15 protein-coding genes are annotated in these 25009 nt (G+C 61.0%); 8 read left to right on the top strand and 7 right to left on the bottom strand.

Annotated elements, in window-relative coordinates; all coding sequences use genetic code 11:
• Positions 1 to 4 precede the first annotated feature (4 nt).
• Positions 5 to 1612 (bottom strand): carboxyl transferase domain-containing protein, encoded by a 1608-nt coding sequence (locus LRO94_RS17720; RefSeq protein ID WP_032889832.1) that lies wholly within the window; start codon positions 1610 to 1612, stop codon positions 5 to 7.
• Between the two features lie 11 nt (positions 1613 to 1623).
• On the bottom strand, positions 1624 to 2787 hold the full coding sequence (locus LRO94_RS17715; RefSeq protein WP_032889830.1) for an isovaleryl-CoA dehydrogenase: 1164 nt from the start codon (positions 2785 to 2787) through the stop codon (positions 1624 to 1626).
• Positions 2788 to 2938: 151 nt separating this feature from the next.
• Between LRO94_RS17715 and LRO94_RS17710 the strand changes: the two genes are divergently transcribed.
• Entirely contained in the window at positions 2939 to 4573 is a 1635-nt protein-coding gene (locus tag LRO94_RS17710; protein ID WP_179178772.1) for an AMP-binding protein, read from the top strand.
• Between the two features lie 81 nt (positions 4574 to 4654).
• Entirely contained in the window at positions 4655 to 9817 is a 5163-nt protein-coding gene (locus LRO94_RS17705; protein ID WP_179178773.1) for an NEL-type E3 ubiquitin ligase domain-containing protein, read from the top strand.
• Between the two features lie 550 nt (positions 9818 to 10367).
• Here the strand turns inward: LRO94_RS17705 and LRO94_RS17700 are convergent.
• The 3 genes from LRO94_RS17700 to LRO94_RS17690 all read right to left on the bottom strand — a co-directional run bounded on the left by LRO94_RS17700 (position 10368) and on the right by LRO94_RS17690 (position 12742).
• On the bottom strand, positions 10368 to 11282 hold the full coding sequence (locus LRO94_RS17700; RefSeq protein WP_179178774.1) for a hydroxymethylglutaryl-CoA lyase: 915 nt from the start codon (positions 11280 to 11282) through the stop codon (positions 10368 to 10370).
• A 16-nt stretch (positions 11283 to 11298) separates the two neighbouring features.
• The gene (locus LRO94_RS17695) at positions 11299 to 11691 is read right to left on the bottom strand and encodes a MerR family transcriptional regulator (RefSeq protein ID WP_032889825.1); all 393 of its coding nucleotides are present in this window, start codon (positions 11689 to 11691) and stop codon (positions 11299 to 11301) included.
• A 115-nt stretch (positions 11692 to 11806) separates the two neighbouring features.
• The gene (locus LRO94_RS17690; protein ID WP_095184407.1) at positions 11807 to 12742 is read right to left on the bottom strand and encodes a LysR family transcriptional regulator; all 936 of its coding nucleotides are present in this window, start codon (positions 12740 to 12742) and stop codon (positions 11807 to 11809) included.
• Positions 12743 to 12908: 166 nt separating this feature from the next.
• Here LRO94_RS17690 and LRO94_RS17685 point away from each other — a divergent pair, with 166 nt between their 5' ends.
• Positions 12909 to 14138: an acyl-CoA dehydrogenase gene (locus LRO94_RS17685; protein ID WP_032889822.1), complete on the top strand. Its 1230-nt coding sequence runs from the start codon at positions 12909 to 12911 to the stop codon at positions 14136 to 14138.
• A gap of 133 nt (positions 14139 to 14271) precedes the next feature.
• Here LRO94_RS17685 and LRO94_RS17680 read toward each other — a convergent pair whose 3' ends face one another.
• Both LRO94_RS17680 and xthA read right to left on the bottom strand, forming a co-directional pair.
• Positions 14272 to 15606 carry a substrate-binding domain-containing protein gene (locus tag LRO94_RS17680; protein WP_179178775.1) on the bottom strand — a complete coding sequence of 445 codons (1335 nt, stop codon included), beginning with the start codon at positions 15604 to 15606 and terminating at the stop codon, positions 14272 to 14274.
• Between the two features lie 142 nt (positions 15607 to 15748).
• The gene (gene xthA / locus LRO94_RS17675; protein WP_179178776.1) at positions 15749 to 16561 is read right to left on the bottom strand and encodes an exodeoxyribonuclease III; all 813 of its coding nucleotides are present in this window, start codon (positions 16559 to 16561) and stop codon (positions 15749 to 15751) included.
• Between the two features lie 168 nt (positions 16562 to 16729).
• Between xthA and LRO94_RS17670 the strand changes: the two genes are divergently transcribed.
• The 5 genes from LRO94_RS17670 (at position 16730) to LRO94_RS17650 (ending at position 24999) form a co-directional block, all read left to right on the top strand.
• Entirely contained in the window at positions 16730 to 17374 is a 645-nt protein-coding gene (locus LRO94_RS17670) for a GNAT family N-acetyltransferase (protein ID WP_179178777.1), read from the top strand.
• A 64-nt stretch (positions 17375 to 17438) separates the two neighbouring features.
• The gene (locus LRO94_RS17665) at positions 17439 to 19166 is read left to right on the top strand and encodes an autotransporter assembly complex protein TamA (protein ID WP_032889811.1); all 1728 of its coding nucleotides are present in this window, start codon (positions 17439 to 17441) and stop codon (positions 19164 to 19166) included.
• Positions 19166 to 22849, top strand: coding sequence for a translocation/assembly module TamB domain-containing protein (locus LRO94_RS17660; RefSeq protein WP_179178778.1), 3684 nt, complete (start codon positions 19166 to 19168; stop codon positions 22847 to 22849). Before LRO94_RS17665 ends, LRO94_RS17660 begins: the two co-directional genes overlap by 1 nt.
• Positions 22850 to 23077: 228 nt before the next feature.
• Positions 23078 to 23548 carry a MarR family winged helix-turn-helix transcriptional regulator gene (locus LRO94_RS17655; protein WP_095184411.1) on the top strand — a complete coding sequence of 157 codons (471 nt, stop codon included), beginning with the start codon at positions 23078 to 23080 and terminating at the stop codon, positions 23546 to 23548.
• Positions 23548 to 24999: an efflux transporter outer membrane subunit gene (locus tag LRO94_RS17650; protein ID WP_179180062.1), complete on the top strand. Its 1452-nt coding sequence runs from the start codon at positions 23548 to 23550 to the stop codon at positions 24997 to 24999. The genes LRO94_RS17655 and LRO94_RS17650 overlap by 1 nt, the downstream gene beginning before the upstream one ends.
• Positions 25000 to 25009 lie beyond the last annotated feature (10 nt).

Here is a 25009-nt window from a genome sequence, read left to right as displayed (position 1 = left end):
CCGATTACATGCGGAACACGCCGAAGCGGCTCGGCTCGATAGGGGCGTTCAGGGAGGCGGACAGCGCAAGGGCGAGCACCTCGCGGGTCTGCTGCGGATCGATGACACCGTCGTCCCACAGGCGCGCGCTGGAGTAGTAGGGGTGGCCCTGGGTTTCGTACTGATCGAGGATCGGCTGCTTGATCGCGGCCTCTTCTTCAGCACTGAATGCATTGCCCGCACGCTCGGCCTGCTCACGCTTGACCTGCACCAACACGCCGGCGGCCTGCTCGGCGCCCATGACCCCGATGCGTGCGTTGGGCCACATCCACAAAAAACGCGGGTCGTAGGCGCGGCCGCACATGCCGTAGTTACCGGCGCCGAAACTGCCGCCGATGATCACCGTGAACTTCGGCACCTTGGCGCAGGCCACGGCGGTGACTAGCTTGGCGCCATGCTTGGCGATGCCGCCGGCTTCATATTTCTGGCCGACCATAAAGCCGGTGATGTTCTGCAAAAACAGCAGTGGAATCCCGCGCTGGCAGGCCAATTCGATAAAGTGCGCGCCTTTTTGCGCCGCCTCGGCAAACAGAATCCCGTTGTTGGCCAGGATCGCAATCGGGTAGCCGTGCAAGTGCGCAAAACCGCACACCAGTGTTGTGCCGAACAGCGCCTTGAATTCATCGAACACCGAACCGTCCACCAACCGTGCGATCACTTCGCGCACATCGAATGGCTGCTTGGCATCCGCCGGGATCACGCCGTACAGCTCATCGCTGCTGTACAACGGCGCCACTGGCGCGCGTTGCACCAACTGGCCCTGCTTGCGCCAATTGAGGTTGGCCACACTGCGTCGGGCCAGGGCCAGGGCGTGTTCGTCGCTGTCGGCATAGTGGTCGGCCACGCCGGATATCTTGCAGTGCACATCGGCCCCACCGAGGTCTTCAGCGCTGACCACTTCGCCCGTGGCGGCTTTCACCAGCGGTGGGCCGGCAAGGAAGATGGTGGCCTGCTGGCGCACCATGATCGCTTCGTCCGCCATGGCGGGGACATAGGCGCCACCGGCGGTGCACGAGCCCATCACTACCGCAATCTGTGGGATGCCTTGGGCGCTCATATTGGCTTGGTTGAAGAAGATCCGCCCGAAGTGCTCGCGGTCGGGGAATACTTCATCCTGGCGCGGCAGGTTGGCGCCGCCAGAGTCCACCAAGTAGATACACGGCAGGCGGTTCTGCTCGGCGATGGTCTGGGCGCGCAGGTGCTTTTTCACGGTCAGTGGGTAATACGAACCGCCTTTCACCGTTGCGTCGTTGACGACGATCATGCATTCGACGCCTTCCACGCGACCGATCCCCGCGATTACCCCGGCTGCAGGCACGTCTTCGCCGTACACCTGATGGGCGGCCAATTGGCTGAGTTCAAGGAACGGCGAGCCCGGATCGAGCAGGCGATTGATGCGCTCACGGGGCAGCAATTTGCCACGTGAGGTGTGCCGCTCCTGCGCCTTGGCGCCGCCGCCTTGTTGCACATGGGCGAGCAAGGTGTGCAGGGCGTCGACCTGTTGGCGCATCGCCGCGCTGTTGACGGCAAACTCCGCCGAACGCGGGTTGAGTTGAGTGTGCAAGGTGGCCATGGGGCGCTCCTTCAGCGAGTTTCGTTGAAGAGTTCACGACCGATCAGCATCCGCCGAATCTCACTGGTGCCGGCGCCGATTTCATACAGTTTGGCGTCGCGCAGCAGGCGGCCGGCGGGGAATTCATTGATGTAGCCGTTGCCGCCGAGAATCTGGATCGCGTCCAGGGCCATTTGCGTGGCGCGTTCGGCGCTGTAGAGGATCACCCCGGCGGCGTCCTTGCGCGTGGTTTCGCCGCGCTCGCAGGCCTGGGCCACGGCGTAGAGGTAGGCGCGGCTGGCGTTGAGTTGGGTGTACATGTCGGCGACCTTGCCCTGGATCAGCTGGAACTCGCCGATGCTCTGGCCGAACTGCTTGCGGTCGTGGATGTAGGGAACGATCAGGTCCATGCAGGCCTGCATGATCCCGGTAGGGCCGCCGGACAGCACCACACGCTCGTAATCGAGGCCGCTCATCAGTACTTTTACGCCGCCGTTGAGCACCCCGAGGATGTTTTCCTCGGGCACTTCGACGTCATCGAAAAACAATTCGCAGGTGTTGGAGCCGCGCATACCCAGCTTGTCGAATTTGCTGCTGCGGCTGAAGCCCTTCCAGTCGCGCTCGACGATAAACGCAGTGATGCCGTGAGGGCCTTTTTCCAGGTCGGTCTTGGCATAGATCACGTAGGTGTTGGCGTCGGGACCATTGGTGATCCAAGTCTTGCTGCCGTTGAGCACGTAGCGGTCGCCGCGCTTGTCGGCGCGCAGTTTCATAGAGACCACATCGGACCCGGCGTTCGGCTCGCTCATGGCCAGAGCGCCGACGTGTTCGCCACTGATCAGTTGGGGCAGGTATTTGAGTTTCTGTTCGTGATTACCGTTGCGGTTGATCTGGTTCACGCACAGGTTCGAGTGTGCGCCGTAGGACAGCGCTACAGACGCCGAGCCACGGCTGATCTCCTCCATGGCCACCACATGGGCCAGGTAACCCAGGCCGGCGCCGCCGTATTCTTCGGCCACGGTAATGCCCAGCAGGCCCATGTCACCGAACTTGCGCCACAGGTCGGCGGGGAACAGGTTGTCACTGTCGATCTGAGCCGCGCGAGGCGCGATCTCCTTGGCCACGAAGGACTGCACCTGGTCGCGCAGCATGTCGATGGTTTCACCGAGGGCGAAGTTCAGGGACGGGTAACTCATGGACAGGCACCTTAAATATCAGCGTTGTTGTTGTATGGAGGGCTCATCAGAGGAGGGCGCTCACCTTTACGTTAACGTAAGCTTGCGTTGTGGTGCTGTCAATCGTAGTTTACGTTTACGTCAACCTACAAAAAAGACAACAGGGGTCGTTATGGATCAACCGCAGCCGAGCTATAGCCGTGGCGCTCAGGACAAGGCCTTGTTGGCCATGACCATTGGCCAGGCCTTCGATCGCACCGTCGCGCAATACCCTCAGGGCGAAGCGCTGGTAGTGCTTCATCAGCAACGTCGTTATACCTGGCAGCAATTGGCCGAGACGGTTGAACTGCATGCCCGCGCGTTCCTCGCATTGGGCATGCAGACCGGCGATCGCCTGGGCATCTGGGCGCCCAATTGCGCGGAGTGGTGCATCAGCCAGATCGCCAGCGCCAAGCTCGGCGTGATCCTGGTCAACATCAACCCCGCGTATCGCAGCAGCGAGCTTGCCTACGTGCTCAAGCAATCCGGCTGCCAATGGCTGGTGTGTGCCGGTTCGTTCAAGACCTCCGATTACCACGCTATGTTGCAGGAACTGAACCCCGACCTGCGCGGCCTGATCAGCCTTCACCCCGAGCCGCCCGCGGGGTTTATGCCTTGGTCGCAACTGGCGAACCTCGGCGCCAGCGTTGCGCCTGAGCAACTTCACGCGCGCCAGGCCAGCCTGCACTTCGATCAACCGGTCAACATTCAATACACCTCCGGCACCACCGGTTTCCCCAAAGGCGCCACCCTCAGTCATTACAACATACTCAATAATGGTTACATGGTCGGCGAAAGCCTGGGCCTCACCGCGCAGGATCGTCTGGTGATCCCGGTGCCGCTGTACCACTGTTTCGGCATGGTGATGGGCAACCTGGGCTGCATCACTCACGGCACCACCATGATCTACCCCAATGACGGCTTTGACCCGCTGCTGACCCTCACCGCCGTCGCCGAAGAGCGCGCCACCGGCTTGTATGGCGTGCCCACCATGTTCATCGCCATGCTCGATCATCCGGGCCGCGCCGACTTTGACCTGTCCACCCTGCGCACCGGCATCATGGCCGGCGCCACGTGCCCCATCGAAGTGATGCGCCGGGTCATCAGCGAACTGCACATGGGCGAAGTACAGATTGCCTACGGCATGACCGAAACCAGCCCGGTGTCGCTGCAGACCGGCGCCAATGACGACCTGGAACGCCGCGTGACCACTGTCGGCCGCACCCAGCCGCAACTGGAAAACAAGATCATCGACGAGGCGGGCAACACCGTTGCACGCGGCCAGATCGGCGAACTGTGCACCCGTGGCTACAGCGTGATGCTCGGCTACTGGAACAACCCCGAAGGCACCCGAGAGGCCATTGACGACGCCGGTTGGATGCACACCGGCGACCTGGCCAGCATGGATGAACACGGTTACGTGTGCATTGCCGGGCGCAACAAGGACATGATCATTCGCGGCGGCGAAAACGTGTACCCACGGGAGCTGGAAGAGTTCTTCTTCACCCATCCGGCAGTGGCTGACGTGCAGATCATCGGCATTCCCGATGCGCGCTACGGCGAAGAAATTGTCGCCTGGATCAAGCTCCACCCTGGCCATGTGGCCAATGCGCTGGAGTTGCAGGCGTGGTGTAAGGACCGCATAGCGCACTTCAAGACGCCTCGGCATTTCAAGTTTGTGGAGGAGTTCCCGATGACGGTGACGGGCAAGATCCAGAAATTCAGGATGCGCGAAATCAGTCTCCAGGAGCTGCAGGGCGACGTCTGAAACGCGGTGCATGGCTACCGCTTCGGTATGGGGCCCATTGCCTAGAGTGGCGGGATATTCCGCTATCTGAAGGCGATGCACATGACAGATCCAGCCACACCTGACATTGAGGAGGATCAGGGCCCTCACGTCACGGTAATCCGCGACAACACGCCCGGGTGGTACACCGATGCAGTAGACGCGCGTAAAACCGAACTGACCGCAGTGGGCCTGCGTATTCCGGATTGGTACAAACAGGCGCAAGCGCCAGCCAAGGAGCGGCTCAAGAAGGTTCACGAGCGCAGTCGGCGCTCGCTGAACCAGCTCGATCAGTTGCTTGGTTCGCTGCAAAATCCGGCGGACTACGCCGAGCCATTACTGGTTGCCGCCATCGAGAAAACGTTCGGTAAACGCCTGGACGTTCGCCAGGTGTTCTATGCGCGCAAGATGGCGAACACCACATGCAACCCCGGACCCGCTGAGTTGGAACCCGACAGCGAGCATGCACTGGCGCCCGAGTTTTATTTCTATAAAGGCCTGAGCCTGCTTGAAGCGGCGCTGAATAACTTCACTGCGAGTGAGGCCACCGCACCGGTGTGCGGTGATTGCCACCTGATCACCTGTTACAACTTTCACAGCTACCGCGTACGCGTCATTCATTCTGTGTGGAGTGTCCAGGCGCAAAAACTGGACATTGACGCCTATCGTTTTGCCCAGTTGTGCCGGGAGCTTGACCTGGGCAAGTCATACTTCGAACACGTGCGTGCCACGATCAATGCACACATAAACGCAGTGCCAGACGCGCCGCCCGGAAAGCTCTACAGCACGCTGATCACCAGCCATCGAAACCAACTGGAACTGGCCGCTGAGATCGCCTTGATGAAGGCGGATATCGACCCGTCTCAGCATGCGCTGATCAAACAGATCCTGATCGACCCGGTTGGACGCAAATGGGCGGGTGATGATGTCGCGTTCTGTCGATTTCGGCTGCTGGGGCTGGAGCTGGACAGCATCCTGATCATCGGCCCGCGGGTGATGGAGCAGTACCTGGTCAACTCCGAGATCGTGCCTCGGCCTTGCATGGTTTACATCCCCGGCGATCCGCTTTATCCGCTAAAGGCCTATGACAACGTGGGCGCTTTCACCGAAGCACTGACCCTGCGCCTGTGCCGCGCGAAGTACCGAACGTTCTTCAGCCAATTTGTGCCACTGGCCGAGCAGAATGATTTTTTTGCCAAGCTTAAAATGTTGCTTGACCCTGAGGATGGGTACCGCATCAGCGATAATTTTGATGCAAACAAGAGAACGCCGATCCAGCGCCAGGGGGACTACGGCAAGGTCTGGAAAGACGTGTGGTACGACAGCGCGCTGCAGCGCGTGCGTTCGATCATGAACAACGCCAGTGCCGGCGCGGTCTCGACTGACGACATCACTACGCGAACCTACAATGCCTGGCTCTGGTCGTGGGGCAGCAAGGCCCTGGATATTCTTAATCTGGCGGCGTTCGTGGTGCCGGTGCTCGGTGAAGTGATGCTGGTGGTTGGGGCGATACAGATGGCTCGCGAGGTGTGTGAGGGCCTTGAGTCATGGTCCGACGGCGACACGCACCAGGCCTGGGCGCATCTCTCGGCGGTGGCGCTGAATGTGGCGGGGCTGGCGGTCCCCAAGGCGCTGACGGTGTTGAAGGACACCGCGTTGGTCAGACGGCTGGTGCATGTCCAGATGGGCGGGCGACCGCGTCTGTATGACTTCAGCCCGGGTGCCTACAAGCATCAGGTTACATTGCCGGCCGGTCTTGTACCGCAGTCCGATGGACTCTATCCCCACGAGGGGCGCCTGTACTTGCCGGCTGCAGGTGGCGGCCACTATGAAGTCCAGGCCGCACGGGGCCGCAATGCCTTCACACTGATCCATCCCGAAGGTGACACGCGTTATGCACCGCGTATCCGGCATAACGGCGAAGGCGCGTGGGTGCACGAGTTTGAACAGCCTTTGAGTTGGGATCGCACAACCTTGTTGCGCCGTATGGGCCCCCGTGTCGAGCGCCTGAGCGATGACCAGTTGGAGCAGCTTCGGCTGATCAGCGGGGTGTCCGATGATGAACTGCGCCGTATCTATGTCGAGCAGCAACTGCCGCCACCGATATTCAGCGAAACCCTGCGGCGCTTTGAGTTGGCGGGCAAGCACCAGGCGTTTATCGACCAGTTGAGCAGCAATGATCCGCAGGTGTTCGGCCGGGTCGACGCGACCTTGCAATTGAAATTGCTGGTGGACAATGGCCTGTGGCCAAAATCCAGGGTGCTGGTGATCTTTGATGCCGAAGGCAATCTGACCTGGCGTTCTGACCGCGTCAGGACGCGCAGCCAGGTGGTGAAGCTTGATGCCGAGCAGACCGACAGTGGCATGTTGCTGCCGGCTTTTCTCAAACAATTGAGTGAGCCTGAAATCCGTCAACTGCTCGACGAAGAGGCCGTGCTGGACGATCTCCGTACTCGCCTGGATATTGGTGGGCTGACGGACGAGGAAGGCGATCCCATTCCCCGGCCGGCAAGCCGAGAAGACTTGGAGGCAAAGGCGCAGCTTATGATGCCCGCGCAGCGTACGCCCGAGGCGAGAGCACTCAGGTACCGTGACCGGTTGCTGGAGGTGGCGAAGAACACCCAGGGCAAGCTGTACCGCGAGGAGGTTTTGGCCGGTGATAGGCCCAGCAATACTCATGCACAGCTGATCCAGAACAGCTTCCCCGGACTGCCCCGGCTCGCCGCCGAGGAGCTGGCCAACCATGCCAGCCCCGAGGAGTTGGTGCACCTGGACAGCACATCCCGGTTGCCCCTGCGTCTGGCCGAAGAGGCTCGTTGTTACCTGCAAAAAGCACGGGTCATGCGTGCACATACCGACTTGCTGTTTGACAGTGAATTGACCATGGATGGCGTACACCTGGCGCTGCACAAGCTGGCGGCGCTGCCCGGCCGCCTCGACGGTGTCGGCATCGAGTTGCGTGCAGGCACCTATGACGGGCCGGTGCTGGACCGCATAGGCCGTTCGGACGCCCCGCGACAGCGGCGCCTTGTGCGCGTCAGCATGAAGGAATGGGCGGTGTACCGCGAACCGCAGGTGGCTTCGTACCATCGTGCCGATAAAGACGCGTTCTACAGCGCGCTACTGGTGGCCACTGAGGATCAGGGCCTCGACATGCCGCGAATACGCGAATCGACGCCGACCTTGAAGGCACAGATCACCACTCAGCCGTTGAGCGAACAGGCCAGCCGCCAAGCCCTGGGCCTGCAAGCGATCAAGCCGGGGTTCAAGTCGCCCATGCGCCTGGCCGACGGGCGCATCGGCTACCCGCTCAGCCCGGTGGGTGGCGCGCAGCAATGGCCCTCGGTGTGCGTGATGAAAGCAATGATGCTGTACCCGTCGAAATCCATTGAGGCGGTGGTCGAGATGCTGGGGTTGCAAGGCCGTGGCAGTGCGGCGCTGGTGGCCAGGCTCAATCAGCTTGAACAAGAGTTCGCACAGCTTGACCGGGAATTGGTCGCCTGGCAGCAACAAGGTGAGCCCGGTTACCGCAGCGCCAGGCGTCGGGTCAGCGCGACCGTGCGATACGCCTGGCAGCGCGAGTCGGCTACGGCGTTCGCGGCGGATGGCACGTCTATCGGGCATGTCCTGGACCTGTCTGGTGAAGTCATCGACGAGCTTCCGCAGCTCAGTGCCAATATGGACCACGTGGGCCGCCTGACTTTACGGCGCATGGGGCTGTCGGACAGCTCCCTGCCGTTTCTGCAGTCCTTCGGCGGTTTGCGCTGGCTGGACATGCGTGAGAACAACCTCACTCAACTGCCGGAGTTCGCCAACGCGGGCGTTGGGCTGACCAAGCTCAACCTGAGCCGCAACGATATTCGCCTGACCGAGCAAAGCCGAGCGCGCCTGGAAGCCATGCATGGCCTCAAGATTCTAAACCTCTCCGGCAATCGCAACCTGGGATGGACCGCCGACGTGCGCAACATGCGCAGTCTGAACCAGCTGTATCTGAGTGATACCGGGACCACTCGTTTCCCGGCGGGCGTCGAGCAACTGACTCAACTGGCGCGGATCGACCTGCATACCAATCGGCTCACGACACTGCCGGAGTACGCGTTCCAGCATCTGGAACGGATCTCTGTGCATGACAACCCCTTTTCGGAGGCTACCCGGGTGCGCCTACCCGGTGAGTTTCCGGTGAATCAGGCGCAATGGGCAGACCATGTCACCGCCGACGAAGCGCGGGTACTCTGGCTGGCCGATACACCGACGGCGCTGCAGGCCGAGCGCAGGATCCTGTGGGATGACCTGAGTGCCAGTGCCGACTCGGCGCCGTTCTTCACGGTACTGGCCGACACCACACGCAGCGCCGAATATGCCTCATCCAACACCCGTGCAGCCCTGGCGGCGCGGGTGTGGGACATGCTGGAAGCAGCACAGCAAAGTCAAGACATCCGCGAAACGCTCTTCAGCACCGCAGATGATCGAGTCACCTGTGGCGATGGCACCACGGTGGAGTTCATGAACCTTGAAAGGGAACTGATCGGCGCAAGGGCCCTGGTACAAGCGGGGGATGCGCACGCGGAGGGCGCACTGATCAGCACCGCGAAAAAACTGTTTCGCCTGCATCTGGTGGACACCCTTGCGCAACGGGACGTCGAGGCGCGAGGGCCTGGGTTCACCGAGCAGGTCGAAGTCATCCTGGCCTATCGGGTCGGTCTGGCGGACCGGCTGGACCTGCCCGTCAAATCCCGCGGCATGTTGTTTCCCCAGCAAGCCAATGTAAGCCCGGCAGCACTCGACCAGGCCTATACGCAGGTGCTCGCGCATGAGCGGATGGTTGCGGATGAGTCAGCGTTTTTTGCCGAGCGGCGTTTCTGGCAACAGCACTTGCGCACTCGCTACCCTCAGGAGCTTGAGGCCTTGACGGCGCCCGGTACCGCGCTGAACCGGGCCAAGGGCGAGGCGCTCGAAGCGGTCTCGGACTGGCAGGCGCTGGAGGATAGCGCGCCGGACAGGGCGCAGTGGCAGGCAACACACACCGAATTGGTCGATAACCTGATGACTGTGCTGGGTAAGCCCAGGGAAGAGATTCTGGTGGATGGTTCGATGCAAAGTGCGTTCTATATCGAGCAGTTCAACCTGCTGCGCGTGGCGCAGTGGGAGCAAGAAGAACAGGCCATGCGCACGCTGACGCGGTCGGTGCTCAACAACGCCGCCGCGGAGCAGGGGACAGAGGTCTGAAAAGGCCATGTGCAGAAAGCACAAAGGGGACCCGAGGGTCCCCTTTAATTTGTCGTTGCGTGCTCTTTTTTATTATTGAAGGGCGGCCTGTTGTTGTTTTTGGTAGCCGTGACCCTTTTACCGCTGTTTTTAGCGACCCCCATGCGGGGTCAAGAGCAAACGTATTTTTTTGAGCGCTGACCTGCTTCTTCGTGACCGATCCAACCAGTGGGTAGCTACCTGAGGTAGTTTTATTTTTCTCTAACCGGTTGCGGGTTTCGGCGAGCCGTACCCTGCGAAGCACATCTTCTCCAAAAAAATCTGTTAGCTGCGTCTCTGCCGTGTTGTTTTTGTTATGTCAGAGTCGTTTCGTCTTATTTTTATTAGGTTTGGCGCTTTTTATTCTTGTTATGCCATAGAGATAGCAGAAGCCGTGCCAACTTTTAAAAACACTTTAAAATCAGTAGGTTAGTTTTTTGTTCGGATTTGGCTCACGCAAAGTTCGACAAAATATGTTCCCGTGTTACTCGATGTGTAGTCGTGCGGTAACACATTGTCACGGCTGCTCTACTCAAACGGCATTACGGACCTTGGCCACCCGCGAACCCGTAGGGCGGCCCAGGACCTGGCTGATTTGCAGGCCTGCGGCAATCAATGCTTGCAGGTCGATGCCGGTGTCGATCCCCAGGCCGTTGAGCAGGTAGACCACGTCTTCAGTGGCAACGTTACCGCTGGCGCCCTTGGCGTAAGGGCAGCCGCCGAGGCCCGCGATAGAGCTGTCGAACACACTGATCCCCTCCAGCAGACTGGCGTAGATGTTGGCGACCGCCTGGCCGTAGGTGTCATGGAAGTGGCCCGCCAGTTTGTCCCGTGGCACCTGCGCACTGACGACATCGAACAGCCGCCGGGTTGAGCCCGCCGTGCCGGTGCCGATGGTGTCGCCCAGGGAAACCTCGTAGCAGCCCATGGCATACAACTCCCGCGCGACTGCGGCAACTTGCTCTGGCGCAATCTCGCCTTCGTAAGGACAACCCAACACGCAGGACACATAGCCGCGCACGCTGATGCCATGTTGCCGGGCTGCAGCCATGATCGGCGCAAAGCGTTCCAGGCTTTCACTGATGGAACAGTTGATATTGCGTTGGGAAAACGCCTCGGACGCTGCCGCAAACACCGCGACTTCTTTCACCCCGGCCGCCAGCGCATCCTCAAAACCCCGCAGGTTCGGTGCCAGTGCGCCATAGGTCACGCCGGGCTTACGCTGGATCTGCGCAAATACCTCGGCCGAACCGGCCATCTGCGGTACCCACTTGGGCGAGACGAAACTGCCAACTTCGATGTAGCTCAAACCCGCCGCGCTGAGGGCGTCCACCAGTTGCACCTTGTCGGCCACGCTGATGGGTTGGGCTTCGTTCTGCAGCCCATCGCGCGGACCGACTTCGACCAGGCGCACATGGGAGGGGAGTGGATTTGATGGGTGGGACATGGCAGTTACCTTCTGATCAATGGCCAGCCTGGCTCATGGTGTGCGCGAGGGCCTGGGTGCAGCGCTCTTCGGCGGTGTCCAGTTCCAGTTTCATCTGTTCGATATCCAGCAACTGTTGCTCAAGCTGCTCACGGCGCTCTGCGATCTTGGCCAGCATGCTGTTGAGCTGGATGTGGTTGCCGCTGCTGGGGTCGTAGAGTTCGATGAGCTCGCGGCATTCGGCCAGGGAAAAACCGATGCGTTTGCCGCGCAGGATCAGCTTGAGGCTGACCTTGTCCCGTGCCGAATAGATGCGTTCCTGGCCCCGGCGCTCCGGGGTCAGCAGGCCTTGTTCTTCATAGAAGCGAATGGCGCGAGTGGTGATGTCGAGCTCGCGGGCGAGGTCGGAGATGCTGTAGGTGATGCTCATGGCGGCGCTCAAGAAGGTCCTGGCGCTAAGCTAATGGCAGGTTGACGTAAGCGTCAAGGCCAGCTTCGCTGACTATAGGGGGCAAGCCCCCTCCCACAAGGTGCGCGCTTCAACCTCAGGCTTGTTGTTTGTCCAGCTTCTTCTCATGGGCCGTAACTTGCTGGCACAACTCGATCATCTGCTCACGCATCCAGCGGTTGGCCGGATCCTGGTCGGTGCTTTCGTGCCAGTACAGGTGCGTTTCCACCGGAGGCACATCGTTGACCGGCAGGTTGACCCAGTGCAACTCATGGCGCCGTGCGAAGCGTTCGGGCACGGTCATCACCATGTCGGTCTGCTGCAGCACTTGCGAGGCCATCAGGTAATGCTGGGAGCGCAGGGCGATCTTGCGTTGCAGGCCCATTTTTCCCAAGGCCAGGTCGACATGGCCCAGGCCGTTGCGGCGGCTGGAGATGTGGATATGGGTCAGCCCCAGGTAATCGTCGAGGGTCAGCTTGTCCTTGCCCGCCATCGGGTGGCCCTTGCGCATGGCGCACACGTAGCGGTCTTCCATCAGCTTGACGTGGCGCACTTGCGGGTCGGTGTTGAGCGGCGCATCCACAGCAAAATCCAGGCGCCCGGCGGCCAGTTCTTTGGTGGTTTCGCGGCGCTTGGACAGGAAACTTTCGATCACTACCGTCGGCGCCAGACGGCGCAGGCGCTGGAACAGCGCCGGCAGAATCACCGCTTCGGTGAGGTCGGTCATGCTGATGCGGTAGGTCTTGGCCGCCTGTTGCGGATTGAAGATACGGCTTTCCTGTACCGACACTCGCAGCAACGACAGCGCATTACGCACCGGGCCGATGATGTTCTGCGCCATCGGCGTGGGCACCATGCCCTGAGCGGTGCGTACAAACAGCGGGTCGTTGAAGGTCTCGCGCAGGCGTGCCAGGGCGTTGGACACCGCCGGCTGGGTGATGCCGACGATCTGACCGGCGCGGGTCAGGTTGGCTTCGGTATAGATCGCGTCGAAGACGATAAAGAGGTTGAGGTCGACCTTGCTCAGATTCATTGGGTTGCGCTCTTATTGTTAGGTGGCGATTTGTTGCGTGCTGAGACGCCGATCATATATCGGTGATGAATGTTAATACACGCCGAGAATAGGCTAGGTAAATTATGAGCGCTGTTCTAGCATCGATTGCATGACCTAAACAACCTCTCAAAGAAGGGAGCTGCTCATGGATTTCGCCTATTCGCCCAAGGTTCAGGAACTGCGTGAACGCGTCACCGCGTTTATGGATGCTTACGTTTACCCGGCCGAGCCGGTGTTCGAACGCCAGGTCAGCGAAGGCGACCGCTGGCAGCCCACCGCCATCATGGAAGAGTTGAAAGCCAAGGCTAAAGCCGAAGGCCTGTGGAACCTGTTCCTGCCCGAATCCGAACTGGGCGCCGGCCTGACCAACCTCGAATATGCGCCGCTGGCCGAAATCATGGGCCGTTCGCTGCTGGGCCCGGAGCCGTTCAACTGCTCGGCACCGGATACCGGCAACATGGAAGTACTGGTGCGCTACGCCAACGAAGAGCAGAAACAACGCTGGCTCGAACCGCTGTTGCGCGGCGAGATTCGCTCGGCCTTCGCCATGACCGAACCGGACGTCGCCTCGTCGGACGCCACCAACATGGCCGCCCGCGCCGAACGCCAGGGCGACGAGTGGGTGATCAATGGCAAGAAATGGTGGACCTCCGGCGCCTGCGACCCGCGCTGCAAGATCCTGATTTTCATGGGCCTGAGCAACCCCGACGCGCCACGCCATCAGCAGCACTCGATGATCCTGGTGCCGGTGGACACCCCCGGCGTGAAAATCGTGCGCCCGCTGCCGGTGTTCGGCTACGACGACGCGCCTCACGGCCACGCCGAAGTGCTGTTCGACAACGTGCGTGTGCCCTATGAGAACGTACTGCTTGGAGAAGGTCGCGGCTTTGAAATTGCCCAAGGTCGTCTTGGCCCAGGCCGTATCCACCACTGCATGCGCTCCATTGGCATGGCCGAACGTGCGCTGGAGTTGATGTGCAAACGCGCGGTCAGCCGTACCGCGTTCGGTAAACCATTGGCACGCTTGGGCGGCAATATCGACAAGATCGCCGACTCACGGATGGAGATCGACATGGCGCGCCTGCTGACCCTGAAAGCGGCGTACATGATGGACACCGCGGGCAACAAAGTGGCGAAAAGCGAAATTGCGCAAATCAAGGTGGTGGCGCCAAACGTAGCGCTGAAGGTCATCGACCGCGCGATCCAGATCCACGGCGGCGCAGGCGTCTCCAACGACTTCCCGCTGGCCTACATGTACGCGATGCAGCGCACACTGCGCCTGGCCGACGGCCCGGACGAAGTGCACCGCGCTGCAATCGGCAAGTTTGAAATCGGCAAATATGTGCCTAAAGAGTTGATGCGCAGCGGGCAGTAATACGGCGTCGCCTGCAATCGGGGGCGAGCCCCCTCCCACATTCGACAGTATTCCTACTGGAGATACGCGGTCACCTGTGGGAGGGGGCTTGTCCCCGATGAGGCAGGATCAGGCACTGAAGATCCGGCAGTCCTCAGTACACCCAAACCTCCACCCGCCGATTTTTGATCCGCCCCTCATCCGCCGTATTCGCCGCCACCGGCATCTGCGCACCAAACCCGCGAATATCTCGCAGTACTACGCCGCTCTTGACCAACTCCCGTCGCACCGCCATCGCCCGCAATTTAGACAGCAGCGCCGCCCGCTGCGGATCGTTCTTGGTATCGCCGAATCCCACCAGCGACACCTTTTTGTCCAGCTTGTCGTGACCCTTGAGATACGCCACCACCCGCTGTACATCCTGGCGCGCCTTGTTATCCAGGCTGGCGCTGCCTTCTTCGAAACGAAAATTCACGGTCAAGCGCTGAGCGTCCCGAGCGATGGATTGATAGTCATCCGGCATTGTCGGGCGCGGTTCCACGGCCATGGCCTGCACCTGCTGCGCAATAAATCCACTGGCCGCCACAATCGCCTGGCCTTTGCTGCTCTGGGCAAAGTCCACCAGCGCCTTGGCCCACGGGTTATGTGCGGTGGGCGGCAGGTAAAAGAACAATCGGCGCGACAGCGGGTAATCCTCGGTGGCGATCAGGCTGTTGAGCGGCAACATCGGTTGCGAGTCGCCATCCACAATCGCCACGGCCTTGGCGTGGCGCACGTAGGGCAGCCCAATAAAACCGATGCCCTGAGGGTCCTGGCTCACCGCATCGGACAATGCCTCGCTGGACTCGAAACGCTTGGCCGAGGAAACCAGGGGCTTGCCGCGCAGGCGCAACACCAATTCCTTGAAGGTGTCGTAGGTGCCCGACTGGTCATCGCGGGCGTAGATATGAATCGCGCCGCCGATGCCGCCCAGAGCCTCCCAAGTGCTGACCTCACCGTTGAAGATCTGCGCCAGTTGCTCGGTATTCAGTGTATTCAGCGGGTTCTGCGGGTTGAGGATGATTGCCAGGCCGTCGATGGCGATCACGTGTTCGGCGTCGGGGCTTTTCAAGTCACCAAGTGGTTCAAGGTCTACCAGTTCGCTGTCCTTGATCGGTCGGGACGAGGCCGCAAGGTCGGCGCTGGTTTTCTTCAGGGCGACAAAGCCTGTGCTGGAACCGTGGGCTGCGACGTCGATAGTCACCGTTTTGCCCTGGCGTGTCTTGCCGATCACACGCTGTTCATTGGCGCCCTCGGCTGGTTCGCTGTGCACGTTCTGCAACCCTTGATGCTCCATCAAACCCTTGGCCAATGCCGGGGCCAGCGCCGCGCCAATGGTGTTGGAGCCCTGGATGTGCAAGGCCGGGCCTTGATCGGGAACGGGTAGGGGGGCAGCCACAACGGAGAGGGAAAATGCGCAACACAACAGGAACAGAACGCGCAGCATCATGCCGGCACCTTCTCAAGCCAAAGGGAGTGCCGCGAGATTAAGTCAGTTGGATTTCAATAATGTGACTGACACTCAAATGATCAAAGGTGTGGGAGGGGGCTTGCCCCTTCTCCCACATTTGACCCGAGTACAGTCAGGGGGATCAGCTCAGTTCAAGCCAGATCGGCGCATGGTCCGAGGGTTTTTCCAAACCACGCAGGTCGTAATCCACGCCGGCATCCTTGACCCGTGGCAGCAAACCGTTGGAGGCCATGATCAGGTCGATTCGCAGCCCACGCTTGGGCTCATCTTCAAAGCCGCGGCTGCGGTAGTCGAACCAACTGAAGCGGTCGGTCACGTCCGGGTTGAGGTGACGGAAGCTGTCCACCAGGCCCCAGTTTTTCAGGCGGGCCATCCATTCGCGCTCTTCGGGCAGGAAGCTGCACTTGCCAGTTTTCAGCCAGCGCTTGGCGTTGTCGGCGCCGATGCCGATGTCGCAGTCTTCCGGGGAAATATTCACATCGCCCATCACCACCAGCGCCTGATCGTTGCTGAACTGGCTTTCCAACAACTGTTGCAGGTCTTCGTAAAAGCGCTGCTTGGCGGGGAATTTGGTTGGATGGTCGCGGCTTTCACCCTGTGGGAAATAGCCGTTCATGATGGTCACCGGGTTGCCGTTTTCATCGGCGAAGGTGCCCCAGATAAAACGACGCTGGGCGTCTTCTTCGTCATTGGCAAAGCCTTTGTGAAGGCTCAACGCAGGCTGACGCGAAAGCAGCGCCACGCCGTAGTGGCCTTTTTGGCCGTGGTAGTAAACGTGATAGCCCAGTGCTTGTACTTCGGCCAGAGGAAACTGGTCGTCGTGGACCTTGGTTTCCTGCAGGCCGATTACATCGGGTTGATGCTTTTCAATCAGCGCCGCCAGCTGATGGGGGCGGGCGCGCAGCCCGTTGATATTGAAGGAGACGATTTTCATGGTCGGCGGTCCAGTCTGGCAAAAGGGCGATGCTAGCGGACAAGTCGGACGGGGGCCAGCGTGGCGGTAGGACAGATGCGCTGCTAATGTCTGGGAACGACTGGTGCTGCGTAGGTTCGTACCCATAAGAACGCCATCTATTGAGTGGCGCCCAGGGAGATTGATTGTATGACTGACACTGCCATTGACGAAGTTCGCTTGCTCAACAGCGGCTATTCCCGCGAGGCCCGCTCCCTGCTGTACCAGGCCTATCGGCATGAGCCGACGTTTGCCTACATCTTCGAAGCCGAACGCCCAGGTTATGAGCAGCGGGTACGCGCCACCGTGCGGGAGCTGGTCAAGCAGCATTTCTTTCAAAAACTTCCGGCGATCGGTTTGTTTGTGAATGATCGGCTGATCGGAATTGCCTTGATCGCACCCCCGCAACGGCGCCTGGGGATCACCGAGAGCTGGGCGTGGCAACTGCGCATGTGGCTGAGCACTGGCGTGCGCGGTACGCGGCGTTATCTTGATTATCATCACGCCGTGCTGGCGTGCCTGCCGAGCGAATCGGTGCATGTGCTGCCGCTTTTGGGCATTCACCCGCAGTTCCAGGGCAAACACTACGGTGAACAGTTGCTGGAGGCGGTGCACAACTGGTGCGCCGAAGACCCGCACTCTTCGGGTGTGGTGCTGGACACCGGCAATTCCCGCTACCTGGATTTCTACAAGCGCCAGGGCTATGAGGAAATCGGCGAAGTCGCTGTAGGGCCTATCTTGGAGCATGTCTTTTTCCACCCCAATCCCCAGCTGTTACATGCTGCAACGGCTTAATGCAGAATTTTTCAGAATCGTCTGAGTTCTAAGTTTTCCCCCAGCTCGTGTAGCATCCGCGCCTATGAAGTTTCCAGGAAGATTTACCAGCGGCTTGGTTCTGCTGTTCACAAGCTGCGGCGCCTTTGCGCTAAGCGAATTGGACGTGCGGATCAAACCCTCAAACGACGCGTTGAAAGCCAACATTGAAGGCTACATCGGCGGGGTTGGCGATCGTGACGAAGAGGCCTTGCTGCGGTTCAGCCGTGGTGCCGAAGAGCAGGCGCGCAAAGCGGCGCAGGCACTAGGCTTCTATCAGCCAAACATCGACAGCGAGGTGAAAGGCGGCAAGAACCCGCGCCTGATCCTCCGCGTCGACCCCGGTGAACCGGTGCATTTACGCAACGTGACTATTCGGGTCGACGGCGAGGCTGCGAACCTTAAGTCTTTTCGCGTGCCTGCCAGCGATGATCTTATCTCCGGCGCCGTGCTCAACCACGGCCACTACGAAGACGCCAAGCGTCTGATTCAGAATCAAGCCTCGCGCTACGGCTTTTTCAGCGGGCGCTTTACCAGCCAGAAACTCGCGGTGGACCCACAAGCAGGCGTCGCCGATATCGAACTCATTTATGACAGCGGCCCGCGCTACAGCCTGGGCAAGGTCAGCTTTGCCGGCGACACGCCGTTTGATGACGAACTGCTGCAACGCATGGTGCCGTTCAAAAACGGTGACCCTTACGACTCCGAACTGATCGCCGAACTCAACCAGAACCTGCAAGCCAGCGGCTTTTTCGAAGGGGTGCGCGTGGATGCCAGCCCCACCGCCTCGACACAAGACGTGATCCCGGTGGCCGTCAATCTGGACACGCGCAAGCCCCGCACCATGGGCCTTGGCCTGGGTTACTCCACCGACGTCGGTCCGCGCGGCAAGGCCAATTGGACCCGTCACTGGGTTAACCCCCAGGGCCATAGTTATGGCTGGGAAGCCGAACTCTCGGCTCCGCGCCAGAACGTCGGCCTGTGGTACGACATTCCGCTGGACCCGCCGCTCACCGACAAACTGCGCTTCGCTGGCGGCTACCAGAATGAAGAACTGGCGAACACCGACACCCTGAGTAAATTGCTTACCGTCGGCCCCGAATGGCACAGCAAGTTGCCCAGTGGATGGACACGGGTGATTTCTCTCAAGTACCAGCGCGAAGAATATCGCCTGGGCAACGACTCCGGCCTGAGTAACCTGCTGATGCCTGGCATCAGTTATTCCTACCTGCGCAGCGATAACCGCATCGACCCCCACAACGGCTACCGCCTGCAATTCGACACGAAGGTGGCGAAGGAAGGCCTGGGCTCCGACACCAACTTGCTGTACGGCACGGCCATGGTCAAAGGCCTGACTACCCTGTGGGACAATCATCGTTTCCTGGCGCGGGCGCAGTTCGGCGGCAGTGCCACCAATGGCTACAAGTCGGTGCCACCGTCGTTGCGCTTCTTTGCCGGTGGCGATCAGAGCGTGCGCGGTTATGAGTACCAGACGCTGTCGCCCGAGAACGACCAAGGTGATCGCATCGGTGGCCGCTACATGGTGGCCTTGAGCGCCGAGTATCAATATTCCATTGCCGAAAAATGGCGGATCGCGACCTTCATCGACCAGGGCAACTCGTTCAACACCCTGGAACTGCCCAGCCTGAAAACCGGCGTGGGTGTCGGTATCCGCTGGGTATCGCCGGTGGGGCCAATCCGCCTCGACCTGGCCCATGCCCTGGAAGACCCGGGCGGCGTTCGTTTGCACTTTTCCATGGGGCCTGAGCTGTGATGCGTGGTTTGAAAATAGCGGGGCTGGCCGTGGTGGCCATCCTCGCCGTGCTGTTGCTGGCACTGTGGGCGGTACTGGGCAGCCAGGCGGGCAGCCGCTGGGCGTTGGGCCAAGTGCCGGGTTTGAGTGTGGAGAATTTCCAGGGCCGTTTGGGCGGCCAGTGGAGCGCCGATCATCTGCTGTGGCAGCAAGACACCAGTCGCGTGGAACTCAAGGCGCCCGCGTTCGAGTGGTCGCCAGCCTGCCTGCTGCGCATGACCTTGTGCATTGATCGGTTGGATGTGGATCAGGTCATTCTGCAATTTCCACCCAGCACCGAAGAAAGCAGTGGCCCCCTTGTACTGCCAGATCTGAAATTGCCGGTTGCTCTCCAGTTAGGCGACGTTCGCGTCGGTAGCCTGGTGTTCAACGGCAGCGAAGAGCTTAAAGGCCTGCAACTGGCGGCGCATTGGACCGCCGCCGGGATGCAGATCGACTCAGTGCATCTGCAGCGCGACGATCTGGTGCTGGACCTGTCTGGCCTGTTGCAACCCACTGGCGACTGGCCGTTGACCGCCAGCGGAAACTTGAGCCTGCCTTACGCGCCCGGCGGCGCGCCCTGGAAAGTTGCCCTTAAGGTCGACGGCGACCTGCTCAAGACCCTCAAACTCGACGCCGACAGCAGCGGCTACCTGCCGGCCAAACTGCAGGGCGAGCTGCAACCCCTGGCTGAAAACCTTCCGGCCCAGTTGCACATCACCGCTGACGGCTTCAAGCCCAGCGCCGATCTGCCCGACACCCTGCAACTCAATCAACTGGACCTCACCGCCAAGGGTGATCTGAAAAACGGCTACCAACTGCTCGGCAAGGCCGTGCTACCGGCAGAGAAAGGTCCGGTGAACCTGCTGCTGCAAGGCAAAGTCGACGCCAACGGCGCGCAAATTGCGGGCCTGGACCTTAATGCCGGTGACAAGCAAAGCCTCAAGCTGAGTGCCAACCTGGATTGGCAACAAGGCTTCACAGCCGATGCCAGGATCGACTGGCTCGACTTCCCCTGGCATCGCCTCTATCCCGTGATCGACGAACCCCAAGTGACGGTGCGTACGTTCAACGGCGAGATTTCCTATAAAGACGGCAACTACCTGGGCAACCTCAAGGCCGACCTCGACGGCCCGGCCGGCAAGTTCAATGTGGTCACGCCGTTCAGTGGCGACCTCAAGCAAGTCTTCCTGCCCGAGCTGAAACTCACCGCCGGTCAAGGTAAGGCCGAAGGCCATCTGAACCTGCAGTTCGCCGATGGCATCGCCTGGGATACCGCGCTGGACCTGTCGGCGCTCAATCCGGCGTACTGGGTCGCTGAACTGCCGGGTACGTTGGCCGGGCCGTTGCGCAGCAAGGGCGAGTTCAAGAACGAGCAACTCAAGCTGAATGCCGACCTCGACCTCAAGGGCCGCCTGCGGGGCCAAACCGCCGTGCTGGCGGCCAAGGCCGAAGGTGCAGGGGAGCAATGGACCCTGGCCAACCTGGATATTCGCCTGGGTGACAACCGCATTAACGGCAGCGGCAGCCTGCAACAACGCCTGGCCGGGCAGATCGACATCAAGCTGGCGCGCCTCGCCCAGCTCTGGCCGCAGTTACGCGGGCAGATCAATGGCCGCCTCGACGTAGCCGGGAGCCTGAACGCGCCTCAGGGCAAACTCGACATCAAGGGCCAGCAACTGGCGTTTGCCGACAACCGCCTGCAAAGCCTCAGCCTCGGCGCTACCCTCGACAGCGCCCAGCGCGCCAAGATCGACCTCAAAGGCAGCGGTATTCAAAGCGGCGACACCCAGATCGGCACCCTGACCGCCAGCGCTCAAGGCGACATCAAGAACCAGAAGGTCCAGCTCGACTTGGCCGGTCCGCTGGTCAAGCTGGCCCTGGCCCTGGACGGCAACCTCGACAAAGGCAACTGGCGCGGGCGCCTGGCCAGCGGGGATGTCCAGGCCGGCGGGCAGGATTGGAAGCTGCAAGCCCCGGCGAAAATCGACTACATGGCCGACGGCAAGCTGACCTTCGCGGCGCACTGCTGGGTCTCCGGCGGCGCCAGCCTGTGCGGCGAAGACCAGCGCCTGATGCCCGAGGCCAAGTTGCGTTACCACCTCAAGCAATTCCCAATCGACAGCCTCGCGGCCTTTTTGCCCAAGGATTTTGCCTGGCGCGGCAGGCTCAATGCCGATGTCCAACTCGACCTTCCCGACAGCGGCCCCAAGGGCTTGATTTCGGTGGATGCCAGCGGCGGCACTTTGCGCGTCAAGGACAAGGACCAGTGGCTGGATTTTCCTTACGACACCCTCAAGCTTGAAACGACCCTCAACCCCAAGCGCATCGACACACAGTTGAACTTCCGGGGTGGCAAGCTCGGTGAATTGCTGTTGCAGGCGCAGATTAATCCGCTGCCGAAGAACAAGCCGATCACTGGCAATTTCAGCCTCACCGGGCTGGACCTGGCAGTGGCGCGTCCGTTTGTGCCGATGGTGGAAACCCTCAACGGCAAGCTCAACGGCAACGGCCGGATTTCCGGTGGCCTGCTCGCGCCGCAGATCAACGGCAATGTGAACCTGATCGGCGGCGAAGTCTCTGGTCCGGAGTTGCCCGTCAGCCTCGAAGGCTTGAACGTGCAGGCTCTCATCGCCGGCGAAAGCGTGCAGCTCAACGGTGGTTGGCGCAGTGGCAAAGCCGGGCAGGGCAGCCTCAAGGGCCAGATCGACTGGGGTCAGGCCCTGGCCGTGGACCTCAGTCTGCAAGGTTCGCAATTGCCGGTCACAGTCGAACCCTACGCCACGCTGGAAGTGGCGCCGGACCTGAAGATCACCTTGAAGGACGACAAACTGGCGATTGCCGGGAAAGTGAAGATCCCGCGTGGCGACATCACCGTGCGCGAATTGCCGCCGTCGACGGTCAAGGTCTCGGACGACACTATCATCGTCGGCAGTCAGACCGAGGAGGGCAAGCCAGCGATGGCCATGGCCATGGATATCGACGTGGCAGTGGGCGAAGACCAGCTCAACTTCTCAGGCTTCGGCCTCACCGCCAAGGTGCAGGGCCATGTGCATATCGGCGACAACATGGACACTCGTGGCGAGCTTTGGCTCAACGATGGGCGCTACCGCGCGTACGGGCAGCGGCTCAATGTGCGGCGGGCGCGCCTGCTGTTTGCCGGCCCTCTGGACCAGCCGTTCCTGGACATCGAGGCAGTGCGTGTCACCACAGAGCCGTCCCGGACCGTGACCGCCGGTATTCGCCTGAGCGGCAGCGCCGAGCAACCGACTACGCAGATTTTCTCCGAGCCGGCGATGGCCCAAGAGGATGCGTTGTCGTACTTGGTGCTGGGGCGTTCACGCACCACCACTGGCGAAGACAACAACATGCTCGCCGAAGCGGCGCTGGGCCTGGGTTTGATGGGCAGCGCCGGGGTGACCTCGGACATCGCCACCAAGTTGGGCATTCAGGACTTCGACCTCGACACCCAGGGCAGCGGCAATAACACCGCCGTGGTAGCCAGCGGCAAGATCACCGAGAAGCTCAGCCTGCGCTATGGCGTGGGCGTGTTCGAACCGGCCAGCACCATTGCCTTGCGCTACCTGCTGAGCAAGAAGGTATACCTGGAGGTGGCGAGTGGCGTGGCCAGTTCCCTCGACATTTTCTACAAGCGCGATTTCTAAGTCTTAGTCGGTCAAAAAATGTGTGAGGGGGCTTGCCCCCGATTGCGGTGTGACAGTCAGCAGATGTAGTGACTGACACACCGTGATCGGGGGCAAGCCCCCTCACACATTTGCTCCCGCCTGTCGTCGAATTAGCAAGCAAGCTAATTATTCCATTTGACATTCGCTGCCTAAGCAGTAACATCTCGTCATACATTCGCTGCCTAGGCAGCAATAAGGTGACTTTCGATGCCCCATTTCACCCCCGAAAACTTCCACAACTGCCATCTCGGCCTGTTGCTGGGCCGCGCTGCGATCCTCAAGGACCGCATCATCGACACCCATATGGAACCCCACGGCATCACGGCCGCGCAGTTCAAGGTGTTGATCATCATGGCCCAGTTCGGCGTCGACACCCCGGCGGAGCTGTGCCGCAACCTGTCCCTGGACAGCGGTTCGATGACCCGCATGCTCGATCGCCTGGAGCAAAAAAACCTGCTCAGCCGCAAGCGTTCCGAGCTGGACCGACGCCAGGTGCAGTTGGTGTTGACTGCCGACGGCCAGCGCCTGGCGGACATGCTGCCGCACATCGGCGCCCAGGCGCTGAACCAACTGGCGGGCGTATTGGAGCCCGGCGAGTTGGAAACCCTGGAACAGATCCTCAAGAAAATTCTGATAGCTGCGGGTGATCCCATCACCCTTCAGCGGGTAGGTAAATGATGAATCCACGTGCCCTATGCCTAGTGCTGGTCGCCATGAGCATGGCCGGTTGCGCCAATTTCAGCGGCCTCGACACCCAAGGCCAGCGCCTCGACGCCAACACTCTGCAAGCCGGTAAATCCCTGAGCGGCGTGACCCTGTCGAGTGCGGCCTGGCCCAGCGCCGATTGGTGGAAAGGCCTCGGCGACCCACAGCTCGACGGCCTGATCCATGAAGCCCTGCAAAACAGCCCCGACATGCAAGTGGCGAGCGCCCGTGCCCACCAGGCCGAAGCGGCCGCCTACGCCGCCGACGCGTCGCGCATGCCGACCCTGGATGCCAGCGCCGGTGTGACCCGTTCGCGCCTGGCCAAGGATCAGGACCCGCTGGGGCAGGGCGATGCGTACTCCACCGTGCGAAAAATCGGTGCCAGCTTCAACTACACCTTCGACCTCTGGGGTGGCCAGCGCGCCGCCTGGGAAGCTGCATTGGGCCAGGCCCGTGCCGCTGAAGTCGATCAACAGGCCGCGCGCCTGACCCTGGCTGCTGATGTGGCCAAGGCCTACAGCGACTTGGGCCAGGCCCATATCGTGCGTGACCTGGCCACTGACGACCTCAAGCGCACCCGGCAAATGCTCGATCTCAGCAAGCGCCGCCTGGATTCGGGCATCGACAGCCACTATCAGTACCAGCAGACCGAAAGCCTGGAGGCCAGCTCCCAATCGCAATTGATCGACGCGGAAAAACAACTGCAGAGTGCCAAGATCGCCCTCGCGGTGCTGCTCGGTAAAGGCCCGGATCGCGGCAATGAGCTGGCGCGTCCCAGTGTGTTGAAACCCGCTGCCGTTGCTGTCCCGTCGATGTTGCCTGCCGAACTGTTGGGCCGTCGTCCGGACCTGATCGCCGCACGGTGGCGTGTGGAGGCGGCGAGCAAGGACATCGCGGCCAGCAAGACGCGCTTCTACCCCAACCTCAACCTGAGCGCGAGCGCCGGGGCCGAGTCGTTGCTGGGGGATGCGATGTTCGGGTCGGCCAGCCGCTTCTTCAATATCGCGCCAACGATCTCGCTGCCGATCTTTGACGGCGGCCGCCTGCGCGCCGGCCTCGATGCCCGCGACGCCGACTACGACCTCGCCGTGGCCCAATACAACAAAACCCTGGTGCAAGCCTTGGGTGATATTGGCAACACCCTTTCGCAACTGCGCGAAACCGGCCGGCAGATCCAGGCCCAGCAACACGCTACCGATATTGCCCAGCAGTCCTACGACACGGTGCTTCAGCGGTACGGCTCCGGGATCGGTAACTATTTGGACGTGCTCAGCATCGAACAGCAATTGCTGCAGGCCCAGCGTCAGCTGGCGACCCTGAATGCCGGGCAGATCGCTCTATCGATTCAATTGATGCAGGCCCTGGGCGGCGGGTTCAACGCCGACAACGTGGCGTCGACCACCCCAGCCACTCGCACGGAATAATTTGAGGTAT

Origin of the sequence: Pseudomonas sivasensis (assembly GCF_021391435.1) — a bacterium.
GTDB lineage: Bacteria > Pseudomonadota > Gammaproteobacteria > Pseudomonadales > Pseudomonadaceae > Aquipseudomonas > Aquipseudomonas sivasensis.
This window is presented reverse-complemented; position numbering and strand designations above follow the sequence as displayed.